The 23,232-nt window shown below is 43.3% G+C and carries 22 protein-coding genes; 17 read left to right on the top strand and 5 right to left on the bottom strand.

Features of this window, described 5'->3' with window-relative positions; translation table 11 throughout:
* The 7 genes from ACHUFI_RS08545 to ACHUFI_RS08515 all read left to right on the top strand — a co-directional run.
* On the top strand, positions 1-187 hold a 187-nt coding region (locus ACHUFI_RS08545; RefSeq protein ID WP_394248165.1), incomplete at its 5' end, for a hypothetical protein.
* A complete protein-coding gene (gene rsxD, locus ACHUFI_RS08540; protein WP_394248163.1) occupies positions 187-1,233 on the top strand; it encodes an electron transport complex subunit RsxD in 1,047 nt (348 codons plus the stop codon). The genes ACHUFI_RS08545 and rsxD, both read left to right, overlap by 1 nt.
* 8 nt (positions 1,234-1,241) lie before the next feature.
* The gene (gene rsxG, locus ACHUFI_RS08535; RefSeq protein ID WP_394248161.1) at positions 1,242-1,877 is read left to right on the top strand and encodes an electron transport complex subunit RsxG; all 636 of its coding nucleotides are present in this window, start codon (positions 1,242-1,244) and stop codon (positions 1,875-1,877) included.
* Positions 1,870-2,562: an electron transport complex subunit E gene (locus tag ACHUFI_RS08530; RefSeq protein WP_394248159.1), complete on the top strand. Its 693-nt coding sequence runs from the start codon at positions 1,870-1,872 to the stop codon at positions 2,560-2,562. Before rsxG ends, ACHUFI_RS08530 begins: the two co-directional genes overlap by 8 nt.
* 81 nt (positions 2,563-2,643) lie before the next feature.
* On the top strand, positions 2,644-3,279 hold the full coding sequence (nth, locus tag ACHUFI_RS08525) for an endonuclease III (RefSeq protein ID WP_394248158.1): 636 nt from the start codon (positions 2,644-2,646) through the stop codon (positions 3,277-3,279).
* A gap of 29 nt (positions 3,280-3,308) precedes the next feature.
* Complete coding sequence (gene gloA / locus ACHUFI_RS08520; protein WP_394248156.1) at positions 3,309-3,725, top strand: lactoylglutathione lyase; 417 nt, start codon at positions 3,309-3,311, stop codon at positions 3,723-3,725.
* Positions 3,726-3,887: 162 nt separating this feature from the next.
* Positions 3,888-4,322 carry a DUF2753 domain-containing protein gene (locus ACHUFI_RS08515; protein WP_394248154.1) on the top strand — a complete coding sequence of 145 codons (435 nt, stop codon included), beginning with the start codon at positions 3,888-3,890 and terminating at the stop codon, positions 4,320-4,322.
* A 65-nt stretch (positions 4,323-4,387) separates the two neighbouring features.
* On the opposite strand, the gene motY is transcribed toward ACHUFI_RS08515, so the two are convergent.
* Positions 4,388-5,269, bottom strand: a complete 882-nt coding sequence (motY, locus tag ACHUFI_RS08510) for a flagellar protein MotY (protein ID WP_394248152.1) — start codon at positions 5,267-5,269, stop codon at positions 4,388-4,390.
* A 187-nt stretch (positions 5,270-5,456) separates the two neighbouring features.
* Here motY and rnt point away from each other — a divergent pair, with 187 nt between their 5' ends.
* Together rnt and ACHUFI_RS08500 are read left to right on the top strand one after the other, a co-directional pair.
* Positions 5,457-6,101 carry a ribonuclease T gene (gene rnt / locus ACHUFI_RS08505; protein ID WP_394248150.1) on the top strand — a complete coding sequence of 215 codons (645 nt, stop codon included), beginning with the start codon at positions 5,457-5,459 and terminating at the stop codon, positions 6,099-6,101.
* 47 nt (positions 6,102-6,148) lie between these two features.
* Positions 6,149-7,474, top strand: coding sequence for a Na+/H+ antiporter family protein (locus ACHUFI_RS08500; RefSeq protein ID WP_394248148.1), 1,326 nt, complete (start codon positions 6,149-6,151; stop codon positions 7,472-7,474).
* Between the two features lie 73 nt (positions 7,475-7,547).
* Here ACHUFI_RS08500 and ACHUFI_RS08495 read toward each other — a convergent pair whose 3' ends face one another.
* Both ACHUFI_RS08495 and ACHUFI_RS08490 read right to left on the bottom strand, forming a co-directional pair.
* Positions 7,548-8,168, bottom strand: a complete 621-nt coding sequence (locus ACHUFI_RS08495) for a DsbA family protein (protein WP_394248146.1) — start codon at positions 8,166-8,168, stop codon at positions 7,548-7,550.
* Positions 8,169-8,236: 68 nt separating this feature from the next.
* A complete protein-coding gene (locus tag ACHUFI_RS08490; protein WP_394248144.1) occupies positions 8,237-8,572 on the bottom strand; it encodes a Grx4 family monothiol glutaredoxin in 336 nt (111 codons plus the stop codon).
* Positions 8,573-8,818: 246 nt separating this feature from the next.
* Here ACHUFI_RS08490 and sodB point away from each other — a divergent pair, with 246 nt between their 5' ends.
* From sodB to ACHUFI_RS08475, 3 genes are all read left to right on the top strand, one after another.
* The gene (gene sodB / locus ACHUFI_RS08485; RefSeq protein ID WP_394248142.1) at positions 8,819-9,403 is read left to right on the top strand and encodes a superoxide dismutase [Fe]; all 585 of its coding nucleotides are present in this window, start codon (positions 8,819-8,821) and stop codon (positions 9,401-9,403) included.
* Between the two features lie 139 nt (positions 9,404-9,542).
* Positions 9,543-10,046, top strand: a complete 504-nt coding sequence (locus ACHUFI_RS08480) for a VC2046/SO_2500 family protein (RefSeq protein WP_394248140.1) — start codon at positions 9,543-9,545, stop codon at positions 10,044-10,046.
* Positions 10,047-10,208: 162 nt separating this feature from the next.
* On the top strand, positions 10,209-10,892 hold the full coding sequence (locus tag ACHUFI_RS08475; protein ID WP_394248138.1) for an SDR family oxidoreductase: 684 nt from the start codon (positions 10,209-10,211) through the stop codon (positions 10,890-10,892).
* A 122-nt stretch (positions 10,893-11,014) separates the two neighbouring features.
* On the opposite strand, the gene adhE is transcribed toward ACHUFI_RS08475, so the two are convergent.
* Complete coding sequence (gene adhE, locus ACHUFI_RS08470) at positions 11,015-13,720, bottom strand: bifunctional acetaldehyde-CoA/alcohol dehydrogenase (RefSeq protein WP_394248136.1); 2,706 nt, start codon at positions 13,718-13,720, stop codon at positions 11,015-11,017.
* A gap of 582 nt (positions 13,721-14,302) precedes the next feature.
* Between adhE and ACHUFI_RS08465 the strand changes: the two genes are divergently transcribed.
* The 4 genes from ACHUFI_RS08465 (at position 14,303) to ACHUFI_RS08450 (ending at position 20,105) form a co-directional block, all read left to right on the top strand.
* Positions 14,303-17,548: a PAS domain-containing hybrid sensor histidine kinase/response regulator gene (locus ACHUFI_RS08465; RefSeq protein WP_394248134.1), complete on the top strand. Its 3,246-nt coding sequence runs from the start codon at positions 14,303-14,305 to the stop codon at positions 17,546-17,548.
* A gap of 10 nt (positions 17,549-17,558) precedes the next feature.
* On the top strand, positions 17,559-18,272 hold the full coding sequence (locus tag ACHUFI_RS08460) for a response regulator (protein ID WP_394248132.1): 714 nt from the start codon (positions 17,559-17,561) through the stop codon (positions 18,270-18,272).
* Between the two features lie 244 nt (positions 18,273-18,516).
* Complete coding sequence (locus tag ACHUFI_RS08455) at positions 18,517-19,155, top strand: YchE family NAAT transporter (protein WP_394248130.1); 639 nt, start codon at positions 18,517-18,519, stop codon at positions 19,153-19,155.
* Positions 19,156-19,253: 98 nt separating this feature from the next.
* Complete coding sequence (locus tag ACHUFI_RS08450) at positions 19,254-20,105, top strand: ion transporter (protein WP_394248128.1); 852 nt, start codon at positions 19,254-19,256, stop codon at positions 20,103-20,105.
* A 72-nt stretch (positions 20,106-20,177) separates the two neighbouring features.
* Here the strand turns inward: ACHUFI_RS08450 and asd are convergent, their stop codons facing one another.
* Positions 20,178-21,296 (bottom strand): aspartate-semialdehyde dehydrogenase, encoded by a 1,119-nt coding sequence (gene asd, locus ACHUFI_RS08445; protein ID WP_394248126.1) that lies wholly within the window; start codon positions 21,294-21,296, stop codon positions 20,178-20,180.
* 494 nt (positions 21,297-21,790) lie between these two features.
* Between asd and nhaC the strand changes: the two genes are divergently transcribed.
* A complete protein-coding gene (gene nhaC, locus ACHUFI_RS08440) occupies positions 21,791-23,224 on the top strand; it encodes a Na+/H+ antiporter NhaC (protein ID WP_394248124.1) in 1,434 nt (477 codons plus the stop codon).
* Positions 23,225-23,232 lie beyond the last annotated feature (8 nt).

The following is a 23,232-nucleotide window of genomic DNA, read 5'->3' as shown; positions in this document are numbered from 1 at the left end:
GGCAATTGCGCGCGCTAAAGCGAAAAAAGCACAGCAGGCTAACGACGTTGCTGAGTCAGCTACAGAGACTGAAGCACAAGAAGCGGTAGACCCAAAAAAAGCAGCTGTCGCTGCTGCGATTGCACGAGCAAAAGCTCGTAAAGCAAAGCTTCAATTAGATAAAGAAAATTCTGAGGAGAACAAATAGTGGCCTTTTTTATTGCCAGCTCCCCACACGCGCATAGTCGTCGCAGCACACCAGACTTAATGAAATGGGTCGCACTCTGCGCGACGCCTGGCTTACTTGCTCAAACCTACTTTTTTGGTTGGGGAACGCTTATTCAGCTAGCTATTGCACTCGCATTAGCCGTTTCATTTGAAGCAGCCGTTATGTTATTTCGCAAGCGCCCACCCTATCGCGCTTTACGTGACTACAGTGCTGTCGTAACGGGCTGGTTACTCGCGATTGCTATACCACCTCATTCACCATGGTGGTTACTCGTTATTGGACTTTTCTTTGCTATCGTCATTGCAAAACATCTATACGGCGGTATTGGGCAAAACCCATTCAACCCAGCGATGGTGGCTTATGTCGTTCTGCTGATTTCGTTCCCGGTACAAATGACAAGCTGGAACTCTCCGCTATCTTTAACGGAAGAAGCCGCAAGCTTTGTGGACTCATTTCAAATGATTTTCACTGGCTATAATGCTGAAGGGTTATCTTTACAACAAGCGAGAATTGGTATCGATGGCACGACAATGGCAACTCCGCTAGATGCCTTTAAAACATCATTGCACGCCGGGCATACGGCATCTGAAGCATTAAGCCAGCCTCAATTTGGTGGGCTTGCCGGAATCGGCTGGGAATGGGTCAACCTTGCATACCTAATTGGTGGGTTAGTACTTATCAAACAGCGAGTCATTCAATGGCATATTCCTGCAGGTATGCTCGCCAGCTTGATCGTATTTAGTTCTGTCTTTTACCTATTCACACCAGGCGAGACAGCATCACCTGTCATTCATTTGTTATCTGGTGCGACTATGCTGGGAGCATTCTTTATCGCAACGGATCCTGTGTCCGCTTCGACAACAGTAAAAGGCAGGTTAATTTTTGGTGCGTTAATCGGTGGTTTAACGTTTATTATTCGCAGCTGGGGAGGATTCCCTGACGGTGTGGCATTCGCTGTACTGCTTGCCAATATGTGCGTGCCTCTAATTGATTACTATACCAAGCCAAGAACTTACGGACACTAAGACACATTATGATCCAAGCAATCAAAAATAACGGTTTGACACTCGCCATCTTCGCGTGTGCTTCTACTGGATTAGTGGCCGTAACCCAGTACCTGACCAAAGATCAAATTAAACGCCAAGAGCAGACTCAATTGCTCTCAGTTTTAAATCAAGTGATTCCGCATGATCTTCATGACAACGAATTGATCTCCTCATGCACACTTGTCGCTAGCCCTGAGCTAGGGACCGAGACACCGATGCCCGCGTATATCGCTACAATTAATAACGAGCCAAGTGCCATTGCCATCGAGGCTATTGCACCCGACGGCTATAATGGTGCGATTAAAGTACTTATTGGCATTAAACAAGATGGAACGATATCTGGGACTCGTGTATTGGCTCATAAAGAAACACCAGGGCTTGGCGACAAAATTGATCTTCGTGTCACTGATTGGATAATGAGTTTTACAGGTAAACAAGTTACCGAAGCCAACTACTCTCGCTGGGCTGTACGCAAAGACGGCGGCGACTTTGACCAATTTACCGGTGCGACCATTACCCCAAGGGCCGTTGTCAAAGCGGTGAGAAATACCGTTGACTATGTGAACAAAAATAGAGAAACGCTGCTAGCTCAGCCATTCAACTGTGGTGACAATAATGAGTGAACATAAAACACTAATTAAAAATGGTATGTGGGCAAATAACCCAGCACTAGTCCAACTACTTGGATTGTGTCCGCTTCTAGCCGTTTCTTCGACAGTAACCAATGCTCTGGGACTTGGCATCGCAACGCTACTCGTACTCGTAGGCTCAAACGTTGTCGTTTCGTTAGTCAGAAACCATGTTCCAAAAGAAATTCGAATCCCTGTGTTTGTAATGATCATTGCTTCACTGGTTACGTGTGTCGAGTTACTCATGAACGCCTACGCATACGGCTTGTACCTTTCGCTTGGTATCTTCATTCCTCTTATCGTAACGAACTGTATCATCATTGGCCGTGCTGAAGCCTTCGCATCCAAAAATGAAGTGTTACCTGCTGCTCTTGATGGCTTTTGGATGGGAATGGGAATGACATCTGTATTAGTAGCACTCGGCGCTATGCGTGAAGTGATTGGTAACGGCACTTTATTTGATGGTGCTGATTTACTTCTTGGTGAATGGGCTCAGTCGTTACGAATCGAAATATTCCACTTCGATAGTAGTTTCTTACTCGCTTTATTACCACCTGGCGCATTCATTGGTGTCGGTTTCTTAATTGCAATTAAAAACTTAATTGATCACCAAGCCGAGCAGAAAAAGCCAAAAGCTGAAAAACCAGCGATAGAACGTGCTCGAGTGACAAACGCATAGAAGCTCCTAAAACAATAATTCGCTTCTTTCGTGTACATACTATAAGCAAAACTATAAATTTAACTGAAAGTAATGTAGCAAATGAACAATACCAAACGTGTCGAAATTTTAGAGCGCTTGCGGGATAACAACCCAAACCCGCAAACAGAACTGAATTGGAGCTCGCCATTTGAATTACTCATTGCGGTACTTCTCTCAGCGCAAGCGACTGATGTCAGCGTAAACAAAGCAACAGACAAGCTCTACCCTGTTGCCAATACGCCCCAAGCCATTTTTGACCTTGGTGTTGATGGCTTAAAAGAATATATCAAAACCATCGGACTGTTTAATTCTAAAGCCGAAAACACCATAAAGACCTGTCGCATGCTTCTGGATTTGCACAATGGTGAAGTGCCAGAAGACCGAGCTGCATTAGAAGCTCTACCAGGTGTTGGGCGTAAAACCGCTAATGTAGTGTTAAATACCGCTTTTGGGTGGCCAACGATAGCTGTCGATACTCATATCTATCGCGTATCAAACCGAAGCAAATTTGCAATGGGAAAAACAGTTGATGACGTTGAACAAAAGCTACTAAAAGTTGTGCCAAAAGAATTTAAGCTAGACGTACATCATTGGTTAATTCTGCACGGACGTTATACCTGCGTTGCACGAAAACCAAGATGTGGAAGCTGCATTATCGAAGATTTATGTGAATTCAAAGAAAAAACCGACACATAAATTACCTCATCAGAAGCTAGGAGCAAACTATGTCAAACGGCCGTATTCTACACACTATGTTGCGTGTGGGTGATCTAGATAAGTCTATAGAATTCTATACCAAAGTAATGGGCATGGAATTACTTCGTAAAAACGAAAACACCGAATACAAATATACGCTTGCGTTCCTTGGATACGGTGATGAATCCCAAGGCGCTGTAATCGAGTTAACCTATAACTGGGGTACATCTGAGTACGAGCAAGGCTCTGCGTTTGGTCACATTGCGATAGGCGTAGATGATATCTATACAACCTGCGACGCGATTAAGGCTGTAGGTGGTAACGTGACTCGTGAACCAGGTCCAGTTAAAGGCGGTACGACCCACATCGCTTTTGTTAAAGATCCAGATGGCTACATGATTGAATTGATTCAAAATAAGCAAGCCAGCGCGGGCCTCGAAGGTTAACCTTCCACAATAATGACTTCTTAAGCGAGCTTCCTAGCTCGCTTTTTTGCATGCATTCGTGTAGTAAAGGCGAGATAAACGACCGCTGTCTTACTATTCAAACTTTACATGATAATAATTATCGTTTAGATTACTGAAAGTTTTGATTAGCGGAGCGTTACAATGATCAGTGAATGGGAAAAACACACACTATTGGCAGACACAGCCTTACAGTTAGACGATCCTGTAAGGAGTATTCTCCACTATCAGCAAGCGCTCACTTTAAGCGAAGAAATCACGGAACGTACCGATATTGAAGCCGATGAACGCTTATTAATCTCGGTGATTTCTTGCCATAATCTTGCTCAGTTTTGGCGCTGGGCTGGGGACACCGATTACGAACTAAAGTATCTACAGCTGGCCTCTGAAAAAGTCCTTACCCTAATTCCCCAGTGCCCAAACACTCAATGTTCTAGCTTTATCGATTCAATCGGCTGCTGTAAAAAAGCGCTATTCGACTTTATGAAGCGCCATCCAAATCCGCAGATTGCTGCAATGGTAGAGAAGATCGACACCGCAACTAATTGTGAGATTATTGCGAAGTTCCGTATTAACTAATGCCCCACTTACAAACAACAAAAAAGGCCAGTCATGATGACTGGCCTTTGTTTTATGTTTTCACGCTATTCCTGTGTTCGTCCTAATGAAATCACAACGCGTCGGTTTTTGTCTTTACCAATTGGAGAGCTGTTATCCGCAATCGGGCGACGCTTACCATAACCTTGAACTTCAATGCGATCTTCCGGTAAGCCAAGTGACTTAAAGTACTCTCTCAGTGAGTCCGCTCTACGTTCTGAAAGACTTTGGCTAATACTTTTTGTGTCTGCAGAGTCGGTATACGTTGCCACCAGCACTAAATCGATATCTTGATTGTAACGAATATAGTCAGCAATTTGGCTTAATCGTTTTCTAGAGGCCTTGTTGAGCTGGTCGCTATTTCTATCGTAGTGCAAAATCGTAAATGAAATATCTTCGAAGCTATATGGCAAAAGGTTCGAGATACAATCACTAAACACATTGTACTTGGCTTGGAATAAAACCGATGACAAGGCGACCTCAATACGCTGATCACGGCTTTGCCATTCTTGATAACTAAAAGTCGGATAACGCCCTTTCTCAAGCTCTGTCAAAATTCCCCAAGCGGTTTGCCCACCAACATACCCATCAAATTGTTGAAAGAATCGAATGGTAGTCATTCGATCAGCACTTTCACCAGGTCTCCATGGTGGAGGCATAGAGATTAAACTAACATTACGAGTGGCACCCATTGGCCGGCGCATTTTTAGCTCAAAATCTAATATGATTTTCTTACTCGCTCGTGATGAGAATTCCGCATCACCAAAATTTGGAATAGGATGAACGAGACGACACTCAAGTGGAGAGTTAACAACCATCTCCCATGTAGACTGTTGTGGGGTTGCCACATACCGCTTGTCTAACTGCGCAAAACTTGGGGCAGACAGTAGCGATAGCAAAATAGAGCCTATCATCAGTCGTTTATTCATAAGGTTGCGTGTCTCTTAAGCAAATCGTTTAACATTGCGACTAATTGCCGCTTTTTTCTCTAACGTATTTTATGCAAAAACCTAGCCACCTCCTAGGATTGAATTTGCCAATTAATCACTTTCACTAGTTTTTATCACTGCTATTATCTGCAATAATGCAGCCCCAATCACACTTATTCGGCCTAACATGACTGTAGAAAACGAAGCTCTGACGTTAAAAAAACGCTTCCGTGGCTATTTCCCAGTAGTTATTGACGTTGAAACCGCAGGGTTCAATGCTAAAACAGATGCATTATTAGAAATTTGTGCCATCACCCTTAAAATGGATGAAAACGGTGATCTTCAGCCTGCATCAACCATCCACTTTCATGTAGAACCTTTTGAAGGCGCGAATATCGAGCAAGAAGCATTAGATTTCAACGGCATTAAAGACCCATACAGTCCTTTACGCGGTGCGGTCTCAGAGCAAGAAGCTTTGAAAGAAATCTATAAGCTAGTGAGAAAAGAACAAAAAGCTTCCAATTGTAGCCGCGCGATTATGGTTGCGCACAACGCGACGTTTGATTTGAACTTCGTAAATGCTGCTAGCGAACGTTGTAAGCTAAAACGCGTCCCTTTCCATCCTTTTGCTACTTTTGATACTGCTGCATTAAGCGGCTTAGCTTACGGCCAAACCGTTCTTGCAAAAGCATGTAAAGCGGCTGGGATGGATTTTGACAACAAAGAAGCTCATTCTGCGTTGTATGACACTCAAAAGACCGCAGATTTATTTTGCGGCATCGTAAACAAATGGAAAGCCCTAGGTGGCTGGCCACTTGCCGACGAAGAATAAATACAAAAACAAATTATTATAAGCAAACACAACGAACCGAGAAAAATATGAATCCTGTTGTAATTTCTGTATGCATTATGCTTGCTTTAGCATTGCTGCGAGTCAACGTTGTCGTCGCTCTGACGTTCAGCGCAATCATTGGTGGTTTAGTATCAGGCATGAGCCTGAATGATGCTGTTTCTGCTTTCGAAAGTGGACTTGGTGGTGGTGCGACTATCGCCCTAAGCTACGCTATGTTAGGTACATTTGCCGTTGCTATCTCTAAATCTGGGATCACTGACTTACTTGCGCAGAGCGTGATTAAACGAATTCATGGTAAAGACAGCGCATCTGCGACAACTGGTCTTAAATATGCCGTGCTGTTCTCATTGATTTTAGTGACGATGTCGTCTCAAAACGTAATCCCAGTCCATATCGCCTTCATCCCAATCTTAATTCCACCTCTATTAGGCGTTTTTGCAAAGCTGAACCTTGACCGACGTCTAGTCGCTTGTGTCCTGACCTTTGGTTTGATCACCCCTTACATGGTATTACCGATTGGTTTCGGCGGTATTTTCTTAAACAATATCCTACTCAAAAACCTTCATGACAATGGTTTAGAGGGCGTTGTCGCGAGCCAAGTACCAACTGCTATGCTACTTCCTGCTGCAGGTATGATTTTTGGTCTATTGACTGCGGTGTTTTTCACTTACCGTAAACCACGTCAATACAAAGAGACCGAACTCACTACAGTGCATACAGAAACCACCGCAATCAACAAAAAGCACATTCTTATTGCTGCCGTTGGTATCGTTGCTGCCCTAACGATTCAGCTATCAACAGGCTCGATGATCATTGGTGCATTGGCAGGTTTCATGGTCTTTACCTTTGGTGGAGTCATTAAGTGGAAAGAAACTCACGACGTCTTCACCAAAGGCGTACACATGATGGCTATGATCGGCTTCATCATGATCGCTGCTGCAGGCTTTGCCGCTGTGATGAAACAAACAGGTGGTGTTGAATCGCTTGTCGAAGCCCTATCCACTAGCATTGGCGACAACAAACCACTCGCAGCACTATTAATGCTGATTGTGGGATTACTTGTCACTATGGGTATTGGTTCTTCTTTCTCTACTATCCCAATCCTTGCAACGATTTACGTTCCACTGGCATTAGCGTTTGGCTTCTCTCCAATGGCGACAATCGCACTCGTTGGTACTGCTGCAGCGCTTGGCGACGCGGGCTCTCCGGCCTCTGACTCAACGTTAGGTCCAACATCTGGTCTAAATGCAGATGGCCAACATGAGCATATCTGGGAGACGGTCGTACCGACCTTTATCCACTACAATATCCCACTGATCATCTTTGGTTGGGTTGCTGCAATGGTGCTATAGGTCACCAGGTTTATCCCTTCAGATACAAAAAAGCCGCTAACGTCAGTCAGCGGTTTTTTTATTAACAGCTTAGTTAAGCGTTCGCTTCTATCACCGCACGAATAGAGCTTAATGTTGGCTCTGTCGATTGATAATCTAGTTCCACTTCTGTGAAGATACCATTCACTTCCAACATTAAAGTAGGGTAAGACGCCACGCCCATAGCCTCTTTAAAGCTCAACTGATCATCAAGCTCCCCTTCCAATAGCTTTCCAGATAGGTCATTAGTAAATTGCTGAACGTTAAGGCCCAGCTCTTCAGCTAACTGAATATGTGTTTCTGTCGCGTGAGGGAGCATCGCGCGTAAATAATACGCATGCTGAATCGCTTCAAGCATCGCTTCATAATGATCTTGAAAGCCAGCTGCAATCACGGCGCGACACGCAGGGTAAGTGCTGCGAACGGGTTTACACTCCGTCCAAAAGTCGTGATTGAATTCAGTGCCTAGCTGTTGCTCAATACGTTTCCAAATCGCTTGAAGCTTACTTTGCATCTCTGCTGACATCGGTTCTTCCGAATCAGGAGCCAAGCCACCTACGACATAATTGAACTCAATGCTTCCTGGAAGCTGTTGCTTAAGTTTTTCTAGTGTCGGTTTGTATCCCCAGCACCAGCTACACATTGGATCATGCACATAATGAAGTTTTACATTCATAACTCAAACCTTATTAACGAACAAAAAAGGAGCCATCTAGGCTCCTTTTAAATAGTGAAAGCGTGTAATTACGCTTCATCACCTTCAACTTTAGCGGCTGCTTCCTTGATCAGTGGCTGAAGCTCACCTTTCTGGAACATCTCAAGAATGATGTCACAACCACCAATTAGCTCACCTTCAACCCAAAGCTGTGGGAAAGTTGGCCATTGTGCGTAAGCTGGTAGTTCAGCACGGATGTCTGGGTTTTGTAGAATATCTACGTAAGCAAACTTTTCACCACAAGCCATAAGTGCTTGAGATGCTTGAGAAGAGAAACCACAACTAGGTAGCTTAGGAGAACCTTTCATGTAAAGTAGAATGGTGTTTTCTTCAATTTGTTGCTTAATTTTATCGATAGTTTCCATTGCTTCCTCTTAATGGATTGACTGCTTTCATTGACTGCATTCTACCCCAATGAACGAGAATATAAAGCATAGAAAATTTATGGCTTCTCTTCGTCTTAAACATTTCACACAAAAATGAAGGATTTGGCTTTTAATAAAGTAAAAACTTGCTAAAATAAATCCCAAGTCAGTCTGTATTTGACTAAAAATAATAATCATTGGAAGCAACCGAAAGTGAAAACTTTCATCTATATGGAGAATTGAGCAATGGCATTTGAACTACCAGCTCTTCCTTACGCAAAAGACGCGCTAGAACCACATATTTCAGCAGAAACTCTAGATTTCCACCACGGCAAGCACCACAACACTTACGTTGTTAAGCTAAACGGCCTTGTTCCTGGTACTGAGTTTGAAGGAAAAACTCTAGAAGAGATCATCAAAACTTCTACTGGCGGTGTATTCAACAACGCAGCACAAATCTGGAACCACACGTTCTACTGGCACTGTCTTGCTCCTAACGCAGGTGGTGAACCAACTGGCGCTGTTGCTGACGCTATCAACGCTGCTTTCGGTTCTTTCGAAGAGTTCAAAGCAAAATTCACTGATTCAGCAATCAACAACTTCGGTTCTTCTTGGACTTGGTTAGTGAAAAAAGCTGACGGTTCTCTAGACATCGTTAACACTTCTAACGCTGCAACTCCTCTAACAGAAGAAGGTGTTACTCCACTTCTAACTGTTGACCTATGGGAACACGCTTACTACATCGATTTCCGCAATGTTCGTCCTGACTACATGGCTGCATTCTGGAACCTAGTAAACTGGTCTTTCGTAGAAGAAAACCTAGCGAAGTAATTTTTCAAACTACTTAGTCAGTTTGAATATGGTATAAGCCCGCGTCTTAATACGCGGGCTTTTTATTTTAATTTTTGTCAATTAATTCCTAAAGTTAGCCCCTCTTGTGCCGTTACATAAGTATCAAATGAGAGGCATCATGCAAATACATACTTTAGACAAAGCAGGAATCATTAACGAACTCAAGTTCGGTAGCGGTATCAGCCATGCTGTTGAGCAGGGCCGACGTGCTGACTTTGCGTTATTGCTTTCGATGTTTTCTAATGATGTTAGAGATTGCACGCCAATCGATGCCATAGACGAAATTGATACTAGCGAACAGCAACTTCGCAAACAATTTGGTGTTTCTGAACCTCAACCATTACGTTCAGACCAATCGTCTTATGACATTTCAGCTAAACAGTCTGAGCAGTTCCATCAAGCAAGTTTAGTGAGCGCTAAACTGAGCCACTACCTAAAACCAGAGCCTCTTGCTTACATGCCAGAAGATACGTTTGATCTTCCAGAAGATGTCTATCAAAACCTGTCTGGGCATGACCGCCGAAAATTAGCGAATGCTCAAGCGACTGAACTTCCACAAGCAACGCTTTACAATGAACTTTCAACCGCTAGCCGTTTGCACCAAATTCAGGTTCAAGCGTAATCAAAAATGAGAACGGTAAATTCGTTGCGAATTTATTGTGAGTTACAACAAAGTTCATAACATCTTTTCCATTCGTTTAATTTAGTTTGAGCTAATTCACACCGACTGATTAATTTATCACCCATTCTTATCAAACCTTCTCAGGATAAGACAGGTCATTGAATGGACATCAAAAACTCTATCATACTCGTTACATCAGCGGGTTCCGTACTCGGTAACGCGATTGCCAATCATTTTATCAACTTAGGCGCGACAATCGTTTTGTGTGATGATGACACCGAAAGTTTAGAAAGTACCTACATTCAGTGCTATTCACGTTCAAGATCTGTCTACCGCTACCCTATTGCCGATTACTCCAGTAGTACCATTCAAGACTTATTTGATTTCATCCAAGATAAGTTTCAGACGACGCCTGATGTGTTGGTCAACAACTGGACGAGTTCACCGATGCCAAGCCTCGTCAGCACCCAGCCTTCACAAATGTTTATCGATAAGTTTTCGTCAATGGCTTCTACACTCTTTTCGTTCGGACAGGCTAGCGCCCATCGAATGCGTAGAGAAAACAAAGAAGGCGTTATCGTTAACGTTATTTCACATGATGATTTTCATGATTTTTCTGGGCTAGAAAATGCGAATTCGATGGTTGAGGGCTTCACTCATAGTTGGGCAAAAGAGTTAACGCCATTTAAAATCCGAGTCGGTGGTGTTATTCCAGCGATTCACAACACGGAAGCAAAATTGGATGAATACCATTGGGCACAGTTACAAGATGAACTGACTCGTAATACCGAATACATCGTTGCTAACGATTACTTCAGTGGTCGTGTTGTTGCGGCTGAAGTATAACTCTCCTCTTTATCGTTATTAGACAAACAAAAAAAAGCCCCAACCTTTTAGGTTGGGGCTTTGTCTTTTCCCGATAGATAAGTAACGTGCTAGCGAAAACTTATCTCAAAACTAATGCTTACTTATGCTTCAGCTTTTTCTTTCTTAGCTTTTGGAGCTTTCTCTTCAGCTGTTTTTTGGTCAGCTTTCTTCTTGATTACAGTCGTACCTTCGAAAGTTTCACCTTCAACGTATGCTTGACCGTGGTAAGAAGCCAGTAGAACTTCTTTTAGCTCTGTGATTAGTGGGTAACGTGGGTTCGCACCAGTACATTGGTCATCGAACGCTTCTACCGCTAATTCATCAAGTTTAGCTACGAAGTCAGCTTCAGAAACGCCAGCTTCTTTGATTGACTTAGGAATATCTAGGTCACCTTTCAGCTCGTCTAGCCATGCTAGTAGACGTTCAATCTTCTGAGCAGTACGGTCACCAGCTTGGCTTAGGCCTAGGTGGTCAGCAACTTCAGCGTAACGACGACGTGCTTGTGGACGGTCGTACTGAGAGAATGCAGTCTGCTTAGTTGGGTTATCGTTCGCGTTGTAACGTACAACGTTAGAGATTAGTAGTGCGTTCGCCAGACCGTGTGGTAGGTGGAACTCAGCACCAATCTTATGCGCCATAGAGTGACAAACACCCAGGAATGCGTTCGCAAATGCCACACCAGCAATAGTTGCTGCGTTGTGTACTTTTTCACGAGCGATTGGGTCGTTTGCACCGTTCGCGTAGCTAGATGGTAGGTATTCTTTAAGCATCTTAAGCGCTTGTAGAGCTTGACCATCAGAGTATTCGTTCGCAAGAACAGATACGTAAGCTTCAAGAGCGTGAGTTACTGCATCGTAACCACCGAACGCTGTTAGAGACTTAGGCATGTTCATTACTAGGTTAGCATCAACGATAGCCATGTTTGGCGTAATTTCGTAGTCAGCTAGTGGGTACTTAGCACCAGTCTTGTCGTCTGTAACAACTGCGAATGGAGTAACTTCTGAACCAGTACCTGAAGTTGTAGTGATACATACAAGCTCAGCTTTCTTACCCATTTTAGGGAACTTGTAGATACGCTTACGGATGTCCATGAAGCGCATTGCTAGTTCAGCAAAGTGCGTTTCTGGGTGCTCGTACATTACCCACATGATCTTAGCAGCATCCATTGGAGAACCACCACCTAGTGCTAGGATTACGTCAGGTTGGAAGCTCTTCATTGCTTCAGCACCTTTCTCAACTACAGATAACGTTGGATCCGCTTCTACATCGAAGAATACTTGAACTTCAATACCTTGAGCTTTTAGAAGTTGAACAACATCATCAGCGTAGCCGTTGTTGAATAGGAAACGGTCAGTTACTAGGAATGCGCGTTTCTTACCTTCTAGGTCGCTCATCGCGATTGGAAGGCTACCACGACGGAAATAGATAGACTTAGGTAGTTTGTGCCACAACATGTTTTCAGCTCGCTTCGCTACAGTTTTCTTGTTGATAAGGTGCTTAGGACCTACGTTCTCAGAGATAGAGTTACCCCCCCAAGAACCACAACCTAGAGTTAGAGAAGGTGCAACGTTGAAGTTGTAAAGGTCACCGATACCACCGTGAGTAGTTGGGATGTTTACAAGGATACGTGCAGTCTTCATCTTGTCACCGAAGTAACGGATGCGGTCTGCGTTAACGTCTTGGTTAGTGTAAAGACCAGATGTGTGACCGATACCACCGATTTCAACCATAGTTACCGCTTGAGCAACTGCGTCTTCGAAGTCGTCAGCGCGGAATAGACCTAGAGTTGGAGACAGTTTCTCGTGTGCGAACTCGTCGTCGTAAGAAACTTTACCTAGACCTTCACCTACAAGTACTTTTGTATCAGCAGGAACTTTAACACCCGCCATTTCAGCGATTGCTGGAGCAGGTTGACCTACGATTTTCGCGTTTAGGTTACCGTCGATAAGTAGAACTTTACGTACTTTATCTGCGTCAGATTTAGATAGAACGTGAGCTTTGTGAGAAGCAAAACGCTCTTTCACTTCGTCATATACTTCGCTAACTACGATAGCTGCTTGCTCAGAAGCACATACTACGCCGTTATCGAAAGTCTTAGACATAAGGATAGAAGCTACAGCACGTTTGATGTCAGCTGTTTCATCGATAACTACAGGAACGTTACCCGCACCTACACCGATTGCTGGCTTACCAGAAGAGTATGCTGCTTTAACCATGCCTGGACCACCAGTTGCAAGGATAAGTGCAATACCGTCGTGCTTCATAAGAGCGTTAGAAAGCTCTACAGATGGTTGGTCGATCCAGCCGATGATGTCTTTTGGAGCACCCGCTGCTACCGCTGCGTCTAGTACAAGTTTCGCTGCATCGTTAGTAGAGTTCTTCGCACGTGGGTGTGGCGAGAAGATGATGCCGTTACGAGTTTTAAGTGAGATTAGAGATTTGAAAATTGCTGTAGACGTTGGGTTAGTCGTTGGAACGATACCACAGATGATACCTACAGGTTCTGCGATAGTCATTGTGCCTAGGTTGTCATCTTCTTCTAAGATGCCACACGTTTTTTCGTCTTTGTATTTGTTGTAGATAAATTCAGATGCAAAGTGGTTTTTGATAACCTTATCTTCAACAATACCCATGCCAGACTCGGCAACCGCTTGTTGAGCTAGCGGGATACGAGCGTGGTTAGCTGCTAGAGAAGCGGCGCGGAAGATTGCATCTACTTTCTCTTGAGAGAATGTCGCGAACTCTTCTTGTGCTGCTTTAACGCGTGCTACTAGAGCATCTAGCTCAGCTAAGTTAGTTACAGGCATAGTGGATCTCCTAAAATAATAAATATTAAAAACTTTTTATTAAGTGTCCTGCTGAGAGTATCTAGTCAAACAGTGTTCTTAGTAAATTGCTTTCAGGGCTGAGTATATTATTTCAGAGTGTGAAAAAAATTGACCCAGATCAGTTATGAAAAACTAATTACCCACTAAGTGGTAATCTGATCGCAAAATTAACTCTAATCGCATGATTTTATTAGATATTAATCACACCCAACAACCGAACAAAAAAAGACCAAACGAGACAATTTAAAAAATAAATCTTCACGTTTTGTAAAAAAGTTTCATTTTTAATCAGCAAAGTTACATGTACACATCAGTTTTCGTGCTACTGAGAGTATATCCAAACTATTGCACCTGAGTAGATGCTGACATATTTTTTATTAAAACTGTGTAACCCTTAACAATTACTAACATTATTCTCATATCTAAGGCAGTCGAACGTCATCTAGACAGCGCACCTCTAAAAATTCATAGTCAGCTAATAATTCACGACTCTCTCGTAATAACTCGGTCTATAATTAAAACACAATAGAAACCAGTTTCATATCAGTTCTGAGGTTGGCTATGAGAGAATCCTTAACATCCAAGATTAGAAGCTTTTTAAAGCACCCAATTAACACCCCGCCTAACGAGGTGAATGTTCAAAGCAACATCTTAGATACGATTCCAGATGGCGTGCTAGTGTGTGATGCCATCGAAGATTCGCTCGCGATTCTTTATGCCAATAATGCATTCTTGAAATTCTTCGAATTAAAACGAATGCAGATCTTGGGACAAAATGTTATTGAGCTGTACCATCAATACTGCGATGCCGACTTTACATCGGAGTTACGACACTCTCTAAGCGCATCAGAGCCCCCTCATCTAATCACGTTTAATACCCACAACAATCTATCTCTTTGCTTAAGAGTCTCGCCGTTATGTAACTCTGAGGGAAACGTCCAGTATCTGTTATTAACTCATACCGACATTACTGAGATTCAAAGCCAGCTAATAGAAAAAAATCACGAGTTGAAGAGCGAAAACACAGCACTACAAAGCTCACAACATAATGTCGATTCAAGCGCAATTGGCGCCATGTTTGAACAATCAACCGAAAACCTAGTGTTAATTGATGACAAAAGTGATATCACGGACATAAACCCCGCTGCGCTTCTTATGTTTAAAGAAACACGAGATAACATGCTCGGGCAGCCCATCAGTGCGTTTATCAAGCATCAATCTAATCAAGAGCTGAAGATCCCTCCATCTTTGTTTAACCACCGAGACGAGCTAGAAGTGTCCGGTTTATCTGTTCCCTTATCCGAACTCCCCTCTATTCAGGTCATAGGCATTATTAGACGCATTAAGCTAGGGGCTTCTACTCAAACTCTCATTACTCTAAAAGACGTCAAAACATTCAAAGCGACAGAAAAAGAACTCCAGCGTAGCCAGGATGAATTACAAGAAACCGTTAGAAGGCTCAATTTAGCAACTGTCGCAGGGGGAATTGGGATATGGCATTGGGATTTCGAATCTAATGATTTGGAATGGGATAAACGTATGTACGAAATATACGGAGTGTCTCCCGAATCTTCTTCAAACAACTATGACATGTGGAAAGAACGCGTTCACCCAGAGGATATCGACAACGCCGAACAAACTTTGGCTCGCGCACGTGAAACACTGTCTCAATTTTCGGCCGAGTTTCGTATCATTTTACCTAACAAAGAAATTCGTTGGATTAAAGCGACCGCTGACGTCATTTTTGATAATGACTCAGATACGCCGATCGCCATGGGTGGGGTCAATCTAGACATCACCAAGGAAAAAAATGCACAAGATTTCCTTCGCCACGAAAGTGAGATTGCCCAAGCTGCGAATGAAGCAAAATCAATGTTCTTAGCGAATATGAGCCACGAAATTAGAACCCCTATGAACGGGGTAGTCGGCATGCTAAGCCTGCTCAATGAAACCGAGCTCAACAATGACCAAAAAACGATGGTCACAACTATCCGTGACTCTTCGTTAACGCTGCTACACATCATTAATGACATTCTCGATTTCTCTAAAATTGAAGCTGGGAAAATGTCTCTTGAAAGTGTCCCTACAGAGTTGCAGATGTTACTCGAACGTACATTAGATGTACTGTTTTTGCAGGCCGACAAAAAGCTCATCGACATCAACCTTTCATATGACGCTAAATTGCCAAAAGTGATCATGGGAGACAGCGTTCGCTTGAGCCAAGTGTTGCTGAATATTGTTGGAAACGCCGTTAAATTTACCGATGGATATGACGACATTAGAGGGAGGGTCAACATAAAAGCAACACTCACTTCAGATGACATTGCCCCGTATGTAGAAGTTGTCATTGAAGACAGTGGAATAGGTATGACACCCGAGCAGCTATGCCGTTTGTTCAACGCTTTCTCTCAGGCTGATTCAAGTACGACTCGTCTCTTTGGTGGTACTGGCTTAGGGCTCTCAATTACCAAAACCTTATTGGAGTTAATGGGAGGAGACATAAAGGTAGAAAGCGAATTTGGAGTTGGAAGTCGCTTTACAATACATATTCCATATATCGATGTCATTTCTCCACCAGAAGATAATGACATCAAAGATCTGCAAGGCTCTAGATTCTTGTTTATTTCCAACGATGACTACGTTGTCGATTGTTGTAAAGCCAACTTAGAAAGCCATAAGTGCACTCCTACTTTTGTTACTTCTTTAGGGAGAGCGAAATCTGTGTTGGACTATGGCGAGAAAAACCAGGTGCCCTACGATGTTCTCATTATCGGGCCAGATTTCGATCCTAATCAAGTGACCAGCACTCTATTAAGTTCGGAGACGACCAAGTGTAAAACCATCATATTAACCAAAGACGTTACTCTGGCTAACGGCCTTAATTCAAACCAAGACTACATTCTAAGCTGTTCGCCACTAAAGCCTAGTCAGCTTATCAAATCACTGGCCATCATGAATGGCGCTCGGTCACCCGAGACCAGTGCTCTTGATGCTATGGAAGCCTCGAGTAAGCCTACCAATAAAGGAGGCTCGATACTGGTCGTCGATGACCAACCCACCAATTTGGATGTCATTTCAAGGCAGCTTGGTCATTTGGGTTACCAATGCCAACTTGCAAAAGATGGAAAAGAAGCCATACAGAAATGGAAAGAATCCCACTTTGATTTAATTCTTACCGACTGTCACATGCCCGTTATGGACGGATACGAAATGACAGAAAGCATACGCCAAATTGAAAGAGCCAAGGAGAGCAAGCCACATATACCCATTATCGCAATCACTGCAAACGCCGTAGCTGATGCCGCAGATCAATGCCTTTCTTCTGGTATGGATGGATATCTGTCAAAACCAGTCGAACTAAAAACGTTAGACAGCACAATTCAAAAATGGCTCGTCATTTTACCCAGACGAGAACTAAGGGCGGAAGAACCTGAAACAAAAACACAAATCGCTGCCAAGACTGACAGCCCAATTTGTATGACCACACTCAATAACCTTCTAGGTACATCAGAGGAAAGCATTATAGCTCCATTGCTCAAAAACTATTGGGATTCAGTTAGCGACGATGTTGGGTTGATCAAGCAAGCGTTCAATGAAAAAAACAAAGAGCAAATTCAACAATTGGCTCATGCAGCAAAAGGGGCGGCGCGTTCAGCCGGTGCCATTCCGATTGCCAATACATTCGAACAGATCCAAAACACAGCGCTCAATACTGATTGGAATGAACTCAATCAGACCATAGACCATGGAAAGGTCCAACTACACAAGCTCAAACAATACCTACAAGAAAATGCAATCATTGAGTAAGGAAACAAAAATGAATACATTCAGCCAAAGTCTTCTCTCGATACTTGTCGTAGAAGACCACCCTTTTTCGAGGGAAGCTCTCGTCAGCATGCTAAAAAGAAGTGGGTTTGCCAACGTCGACTCAGCAGAGGACGGTCAAGCAGCAATCGAAAAGCTCAACAACCAACCTATCGATTTGGTCATTAGCGATATCAATATGCCAAATCAGAATGGCATTGAGTTAATAAAAGCGATCAGGACAAATCAAACGCAAAACTCTCAATTTACAAGCGTTATTGCGGTGACGACCCTTTCTGATGCATCTACCATTTCAGCTTGTATGACTCTCGAAGTCGACGCATTTTTGGTGAAACCAATCTCGATTAAAAATGCGTTAGAAAAAATTCAACTGGCGATATCCGAGCCCAGAGAATTGTATCAACAACATTTGTATAATGATGTTTCCACGCAAATATCGCTGACCCCCTTTACCAAGAAAAACACCTCGACCGAACAAGCCAAAATCAAAGAAGTATATTGCGAATTTTTCGTCCCAAAATCTCTTTCAGAATTAGAAAATGGTATGACTCTTCTCGATGACATCGAACTTTCCAATGGTTCCTGTTTACTTAAGGCCGGAACAAAAGTGAATCAAAAGCTTTTGAGGCGACTGTATGAACTCAGTGAAGTGATTCTTTTCGAAAATATCAGGGTTAGAATTGACCAAACGGATATGGCGATTTAGGCCGCCTCTACCTTCGGACATTGCTCGCTACTGCTAACAATAGCGAGCTTTCATTTAATAAAATATGAAGGTCCATTGAACTGGGTTTTCGACAACATATTTTCCACCTTTGCCACTCATTTTTGATTAGTTTTTCTAAAAATATTTGCTGTGTTCAACTTAGTTTTTTTCATTCGTCCTTTAGAAAAATGTGGTTTACATTACGCACTTAATCAGTATTCCATTTTCTCGGAGATTCACCATAATGCAGAGCTTAGAACTGGCCATATTTTTTCAGTTTTTTCTCGGTCTTGTCGCGGCAGTTAATCCTATTGGGATCATGCCTATTTTTGTTTCTCTTACGGCACATATGTCGACTGAAGACCGGAATAGGACGGCATTTCAAGCAAATGTCGCGGTTGCAGTCATCCTTGGGGTCTCACTGATAGCAGGGCAAATGCTGCTGGATATGTTCAGTATCTCTCTGGATTCGTTTCGTGTGGCGGGCGGGTTGCTGCTCTTGAGTATCGCTTTCTCAATGATGAGCGGTAAATTAGGGGAAGATAAGCAGAACAAACAAGAAAAGTCTGAGTACATCAGTAAAGAACAAATTGGCGTAGTGCCTTTAGCGATGCCTTTAATGGCTGGACCAGGTGCAATTAGTTCGACCATTGTTTATGGTTCCCGCTATCCAAATGCATTAGACACTTTTGGCATTGGTATTAGCATCTGCTTGTTTGCACTATGTTCATGGCTGCTGTTTCGTTCTGCGCCTATGATTGTTCGATTCCTAGGACAAACTGGGATCAACGTTATTACACGTATCATGGGCCTGATTCTTGGGGCTCTCGGTATCGAGTTTATCGCGAACGGACTAAGAAACCTCTTCCCAGGCCTCGCGTAACGCGTACCACAAAACCACACCGAGGCGAGCACCATGCTCGCCTCTTTTTGTTGAAAACGGTACTATCAATAAATTCTTCGTATTTATAGTGTCTACACATGTCACGTCATTCATTAAAACATCATTTATACGTCATCATTTTCGGCACTCATACTAGTGCAGGGCGTGCCTTCGACATCAGCCTGATCATCGCAATCATTGCGTCATTGATAGTGTTGGTTCTAGACTCTATTCCCGCTCTCAACGCTAAATGGGCAAACGTATTTATGTACCTTGAGTACTCCTTTACGGCGTTGTTCACCATAGAGTACCTGCTGCGACTTTACTGCTCACCGAAGCCAACCGCTTACGCAAGAAGCTTTTATGGCGTTATCGATTTACTCGCGATATTACCAACTTACCTCGCACTATTCTTCCCAGCAGCTTCCTACATTAGTGTCATTAGAATGCTACGTGTCATGCGTATCTTCCGCATACTGAAATTAGTGCGTTACCTTCAGGACTCCAATATCCTGCTTCGCTCGTTACTGATGGCCAAACGAAAGATATTCATTTTTTTCAGTACCGTCGGGATCTTGGTCATTATTCTTGGCTCTATCATCTATGTTATTGAAGGGCCTAAGCATGGGTTCACTTCAATCCCTCAAAGTATTTACTGGGCGATTGTCACTATTACTACTGTCGGGTATGGAGACTTAGTGCCTAAAACGCCGGTAGGCCAAGCGATCGCCTCAATTACAATGCTGCTTGGTTATTCCATCTTGGCCGTACCTACCGGAATCATCACTGCGGAGCTCAATCAAGAAATGAACGCGCATCGTAGTTTAGTGAGGTGTCCGAACTGCTCTCGCTCTGGTCATGATTCAGATGCGCATTTTTGTAAACACTGTGGCGGTGAGCTAGCGGATCCCGATAAACGAGTTATCCCCGTGGACGAACACACCCAGTAGATTCCTTCCTAGAATTAAAAAAGCGCCTATAGAGGCGCTTTTTAATTCAGTTATCAATAAACCAAATTCGAATTACTGTTTTTCTGAAAGGATGATTCGCAGAGTACGGCGAAGAGGTTCTGCTGCACCCCATAGAAGTTGGTCGCCAACTGTGAATGCGTTTAGGAAGTCGTTCCCCATAGACATCTTACGTAGACGACCTACTGGCACAGACATAGTACCGGTTACTTTCGCTGGCGTTAGCTCTTGAGCAGTGATGTCACGCTCGTTTGGAATCACTTTAACCCAGTCGTTGTGCGTTGCAATAATTTCTTCGATCTCGTCCATTGGAACGTCTTGCTTAAGCTTGATAGTCAGCGCTTGTGCGTGGCAACGCATCGCACCGATACGTACACAAGTACCATCGATTGGAATCGGTTGACCGTCTAGGCCTAAGATCTTGTTGGCTTCAACGCCTGCTTTCCACTCTTCTTTGCTCTGACCGTTTTCACGCTTCACGTCAATCCATGGGATCAGCGAGCCAGCAAGTGGCGCACCAAATTGATCTGTAGGGAAAGATTCTGAACGGATGGTATCCGCTACTTTTTTATCAATATCAAGAATTGAGCTCGCTGGGTTTGCAAGTTCAGAGCTTACGCTGTCGTTGATCACGCCCATTTGTGAAATAAGCTCACGCATGTTCTTCGCACCCGCACCGGAAGCGGCTTGGTACGTCATTGCGCTCATCCACTCAACCATGCCTTTCTCGTAAAGACCACCCAGAGCCATAAGCATTAGGCTCACGGTACAGTTACCGCCAACAAACGTGTTAGTGCCGCTGTGAATGCCTTGTTGGATTTGAGCCAAGTTAACGGGGTCAAGAGTAATGATAGAGTCAGCATCCATACGTAAAGTAGACGCAGCATCAATCCAGTAACCTTTCCAACCTGCTTGACGCAAAGCTGGATAAACTTTTGATGTGTAGTCGCCACCTTGACAAGTGATTACAGCGTCAAGCTGCTTTAGGCTATCAATGTCGAATGCGTCTTGCAGTAAACCCGCATCTTTACCACCAAGAACAGGGGCTGGGATACCGATTTGAGATGTACTGTAATAAACAGGTTCAATCAGGTCGAAATCACGCTCTTCAACCATACGTTGCATCAGTACAGAACCAACCATACCACGCCAACCAACTAGACCAACTCTCATCTCGAACTCTCCGTGTAAAAAAATAAAATTGCTTTCCCCCATCTATAAGTTTTTCAGTAACAGAACTCAAGCGCTTTTTGTCAAAAAGCGTAACTTTTTCGTCCATTCCAATCCAAACGACCAATTTAGCCAGTTATCTCTCATACTGATACAGTGTTTCAACGAAGTTACTTTATTCTGGCCATTGCTAATGAAACAGCCTCCTCTTGTTAACAATCATTCCCTGCATGAGTTACTTTTTACGAAAAATTCAACTTTGTTATTTTTAAAACCAAATTATCACATTTGCAGCACAACATTTACGTACAACACAACATCATCGAACCACAAAATTAACACAATGCAGAATATAGAACCGAGATAAGACCACTTCGCAGACAAATATCACAACTTAAAAGTGTTTTTTAGATATAATCCTCTTCATCATGTAGTGTCTTTTTCGTACCCCACACTATAACGAAGCACTATAAATGCTCGAATGACTAGAGGCTTTTATGAAGCAAAGAAATACTCGTCTACCTAGCCTGCTACAGGTTGTTGTCTCTTTGGGACTATTTTTATCGTTGGCTTTCTCTTTCACAGCAAAACTCGATTTACCTATCCAATTAGCACTCTATATTGGTTGGTTTATTATCATCACACTAGGTATTCGCCTAGGTCACAGCTACAAAGATCTCGAAAAATCAGCGCTTAAAGGGATATCGAATGGCTTAGGAGCTGTTTTAATACTTTTAGCGGTTGGCGCTTTAGTTGGTACTTGGATATCTGGTGGCATCGTACCAACCATTATTTATTACGGCCTACAAGCTATCCATCCTTCCATTTTCCTTCTAGCAACCATGATCATCTGCTCTCTGACCGCACTCGCAACAGGTACTTCGTGGGGTGCTGCCGGTACAGCAGGTATTGCTATGATGGGAATTGGGCAAGGCCTCGGTGTCCCAGCTCCAATTACTGCTGGTGCTGTTCTATCTGGCTGCTACTTCGGTGACAAGATGTCTCCACTTTCGGATTCAGTGATCCTTGCTTCTTCAATGTCTAACGTCGAAGTCGTTGAGCACATCAAAGGCATGCTTCCTGTTGCTCTGATCAGCTACATCATCACCGGCGTAATGTTTACAGCATTTGGTTTCCACTATGCTGGCAATGTTGATATGAGCCAGGTTGACTCAGTAATTAAAGCGATGGAAAACCAATTCTATATTACGCCTTACTCTTTCATTCCAGTATTGATCGTTCTAGGTCTACTAGCGTTACGTATGCCTTCATTTCCTGTGATCAGTTTTGGCTCACTGCTCGGTATTATTTGGGCTGTAATGATTCAAGAAGTCGACTTCTTAGTCGCATTCAACACGGCATGGGCACCATTTTCAATCAGCTCAGGTGTTGATTTCATTGACTCTATTCTCAACCGAGGCGGCATGTCATCAATGCTTGGTTCTGTTGCCGTGATAGTGTTTGGCTTAGGTTTTGGCGGCTTATTAGATAAAGTTGGCGTATTAGAAACTATTGCGAAACTGTTTGAGAGACGTGTGAACAGTGCAGGCTCGTTAGCCACAAGTACGATTGGTACTGCTTTTATGGGTAACGTATTTGGATCTGCAATGTATGTGTCTTTGATCCTTACGCCAAAGATTTGTGCCAAGAATTACGATCGTTTGGGCTACAAAAGAAAGAACCTATCTCGTAATGCAGAATTTGGTGGCACGTTAACATCCGGTATGGTGCCATGGAGCGATAATGGTATCTACATGGCAAGTATCCTTGGCGTTGCGACTTTATCTTACGCCCCTTTCATGTGGCTAAGTTTCGTCTGTATTATTGTCACCATCATTACCTCTTACATGGGGTGGTTTGTCGACAAATGTGAGCCAACATTACCAGCTGAAGAAGAAGAGTTAACCAGCGTGCTAAGTAAGCAGCCTTAATAAACACA

This window comes from Vibrio profundi (genome assembly GCF_043642225.1).
In the GTDB taxonomy this organism is placed as follows: domain Bacteria; phylum Pseudomonadota; class Gammaproteobacteria; order Enterobacterales; family Vibrionaceae; genus Vibrio; species Vibrio profundi_A.
The sequence above is the reverse complement of the archived record's forward strand: the minus strand, read 5'-3'. Positions and strand labels throughout refer to the sequence as shown.

Coding starts and splice junctions, on each gene's coding strand:
- sodB (WP_394248142.1), top strand. CDS start 8,819: ATGGCATTTGAACTACCAGCTCTTCCTTACGCAAAAGACGCGCTAGAA.
- ACHUFI_RS08460 (WP_394248132.1), top strand. CDS start 17,559: ATGAATACATTCAGCCAAAGTCTTCTCTCGATACTTGTCGTAGAAGAC.
- ACHUFI_RS08480 (WP_394248140.1), top strand. CDS start 9,543: ATGCAAATACATACTTTAGACAAAGCAGGAATCATTAACGAACTCAAG.
- nth (WP_394248158.1), top strand. CDS start 2,644: ATGAACAATACCAAACGTGTCGAAATTTTAGAGCGCTTGCGGGATAAC.
- ACHUFI_RS08450 (WP_394248128.1), top strand. CDS start 19,254: ATGTCACGTCATTCATTAAAACATCATTTATACGTCATCATTTTCGGC.
- rnt (WP_394248150.1), top strand. CDS start 5,457: ATGACTGTAGAAAACGAAGCTCTGACGTTAAAAAAACGCTTCCGTGGC.
- asd (WP_394248126.1), bottom strand. CDS start 21,296: ATGAGAGTTGGTCTAGTTGGTTGGCGTGGTATGGTTGGTTCTGTACTG.
- ACHUFI_RS08530 (WP_394248159.1), top strand. CDS start 1,870: ATGAGTGAACATAAAACACTAATTAAAAATGGTATGTGGGCAAATAAC.
- ACHUFI_RS08515 (WP_394248154.1), top strand. CDS start 3,888: ATGATCAGTGAATGGGAAAAACACACACTATTGGCAGACACAGCCTTA.
- ACHUFI_RS08465 (WP_394248134.1), top strand. CDS start 14,303: ATGAGAGAATCCTTAACATCCAAGATTAGAAGCTTTTTAAAGCACCCA.
- ACHUFI_RS08490 (WP_394248144.1), bottom strand. CDS start 8,572: ATGGAAACTATCGATAAAATTAAGCAACAAATTGAAGAAAACACCATT.
- motY (WP_394248152.1), bottom strand. CDS start 5,269: ATGAATAAACGACTGATGATAGGCTCTATTTTGCTATCGCTACTGTCT.
- ACHUFI_RS08475 (WP_394248138.1), top strand. CDS start 10,209: ATGGACATCAAAAACTCTATCATACTCGTTACATCAGCGGGTTCCGTA.
- nhaC (WP_394248124.1), top strand. CDS start 21,791: ATGAAGCAAAGAAATACTCGTCTACCTAGCCTGCTACAGGTTGTTGTC.
- ACHUFI_RS08500 (WP_394248148.1), top strand. CDS start 6,149: ATGAATCCTGTTGTAATTTCTGTATGCATTATGCTTGCTTTAGCATTG.
- ACHUFI_RS08495 (WP_394248146.1), bottom strand. CDS start 8,168: ATGAATGTAAAACTTCATTATGTGCATGATCCAATGTGTAGCTGGTGC.
- ACHUFI_RS08455 (WP_394248130.1), top strand. CDS start 18,517: ATGCAGAGCTTAGAACTGGCCATATTTTTTCAGTTTTTTCTCGGTCTT.
- rsxG (WP_394248161.1), top strand. CDS start 1,242: ATGATCCAAGCAATCAAAAATAACGGTTTGACACTCGCCATCTTCGCG.
- adhE (WP_394248136.1), bottom strand. CDS start 13,720: ATGCCTGTAACTAACTTAGCTGAGCTAGATGCTCTAGTAGCACGCGTT.
- gloA (WP_394248156.1), top strand. CDS start 3,309: ATGTCAAACGGCCGTATTCTACACACTATGTTGCGTGTGGGTGATCTA.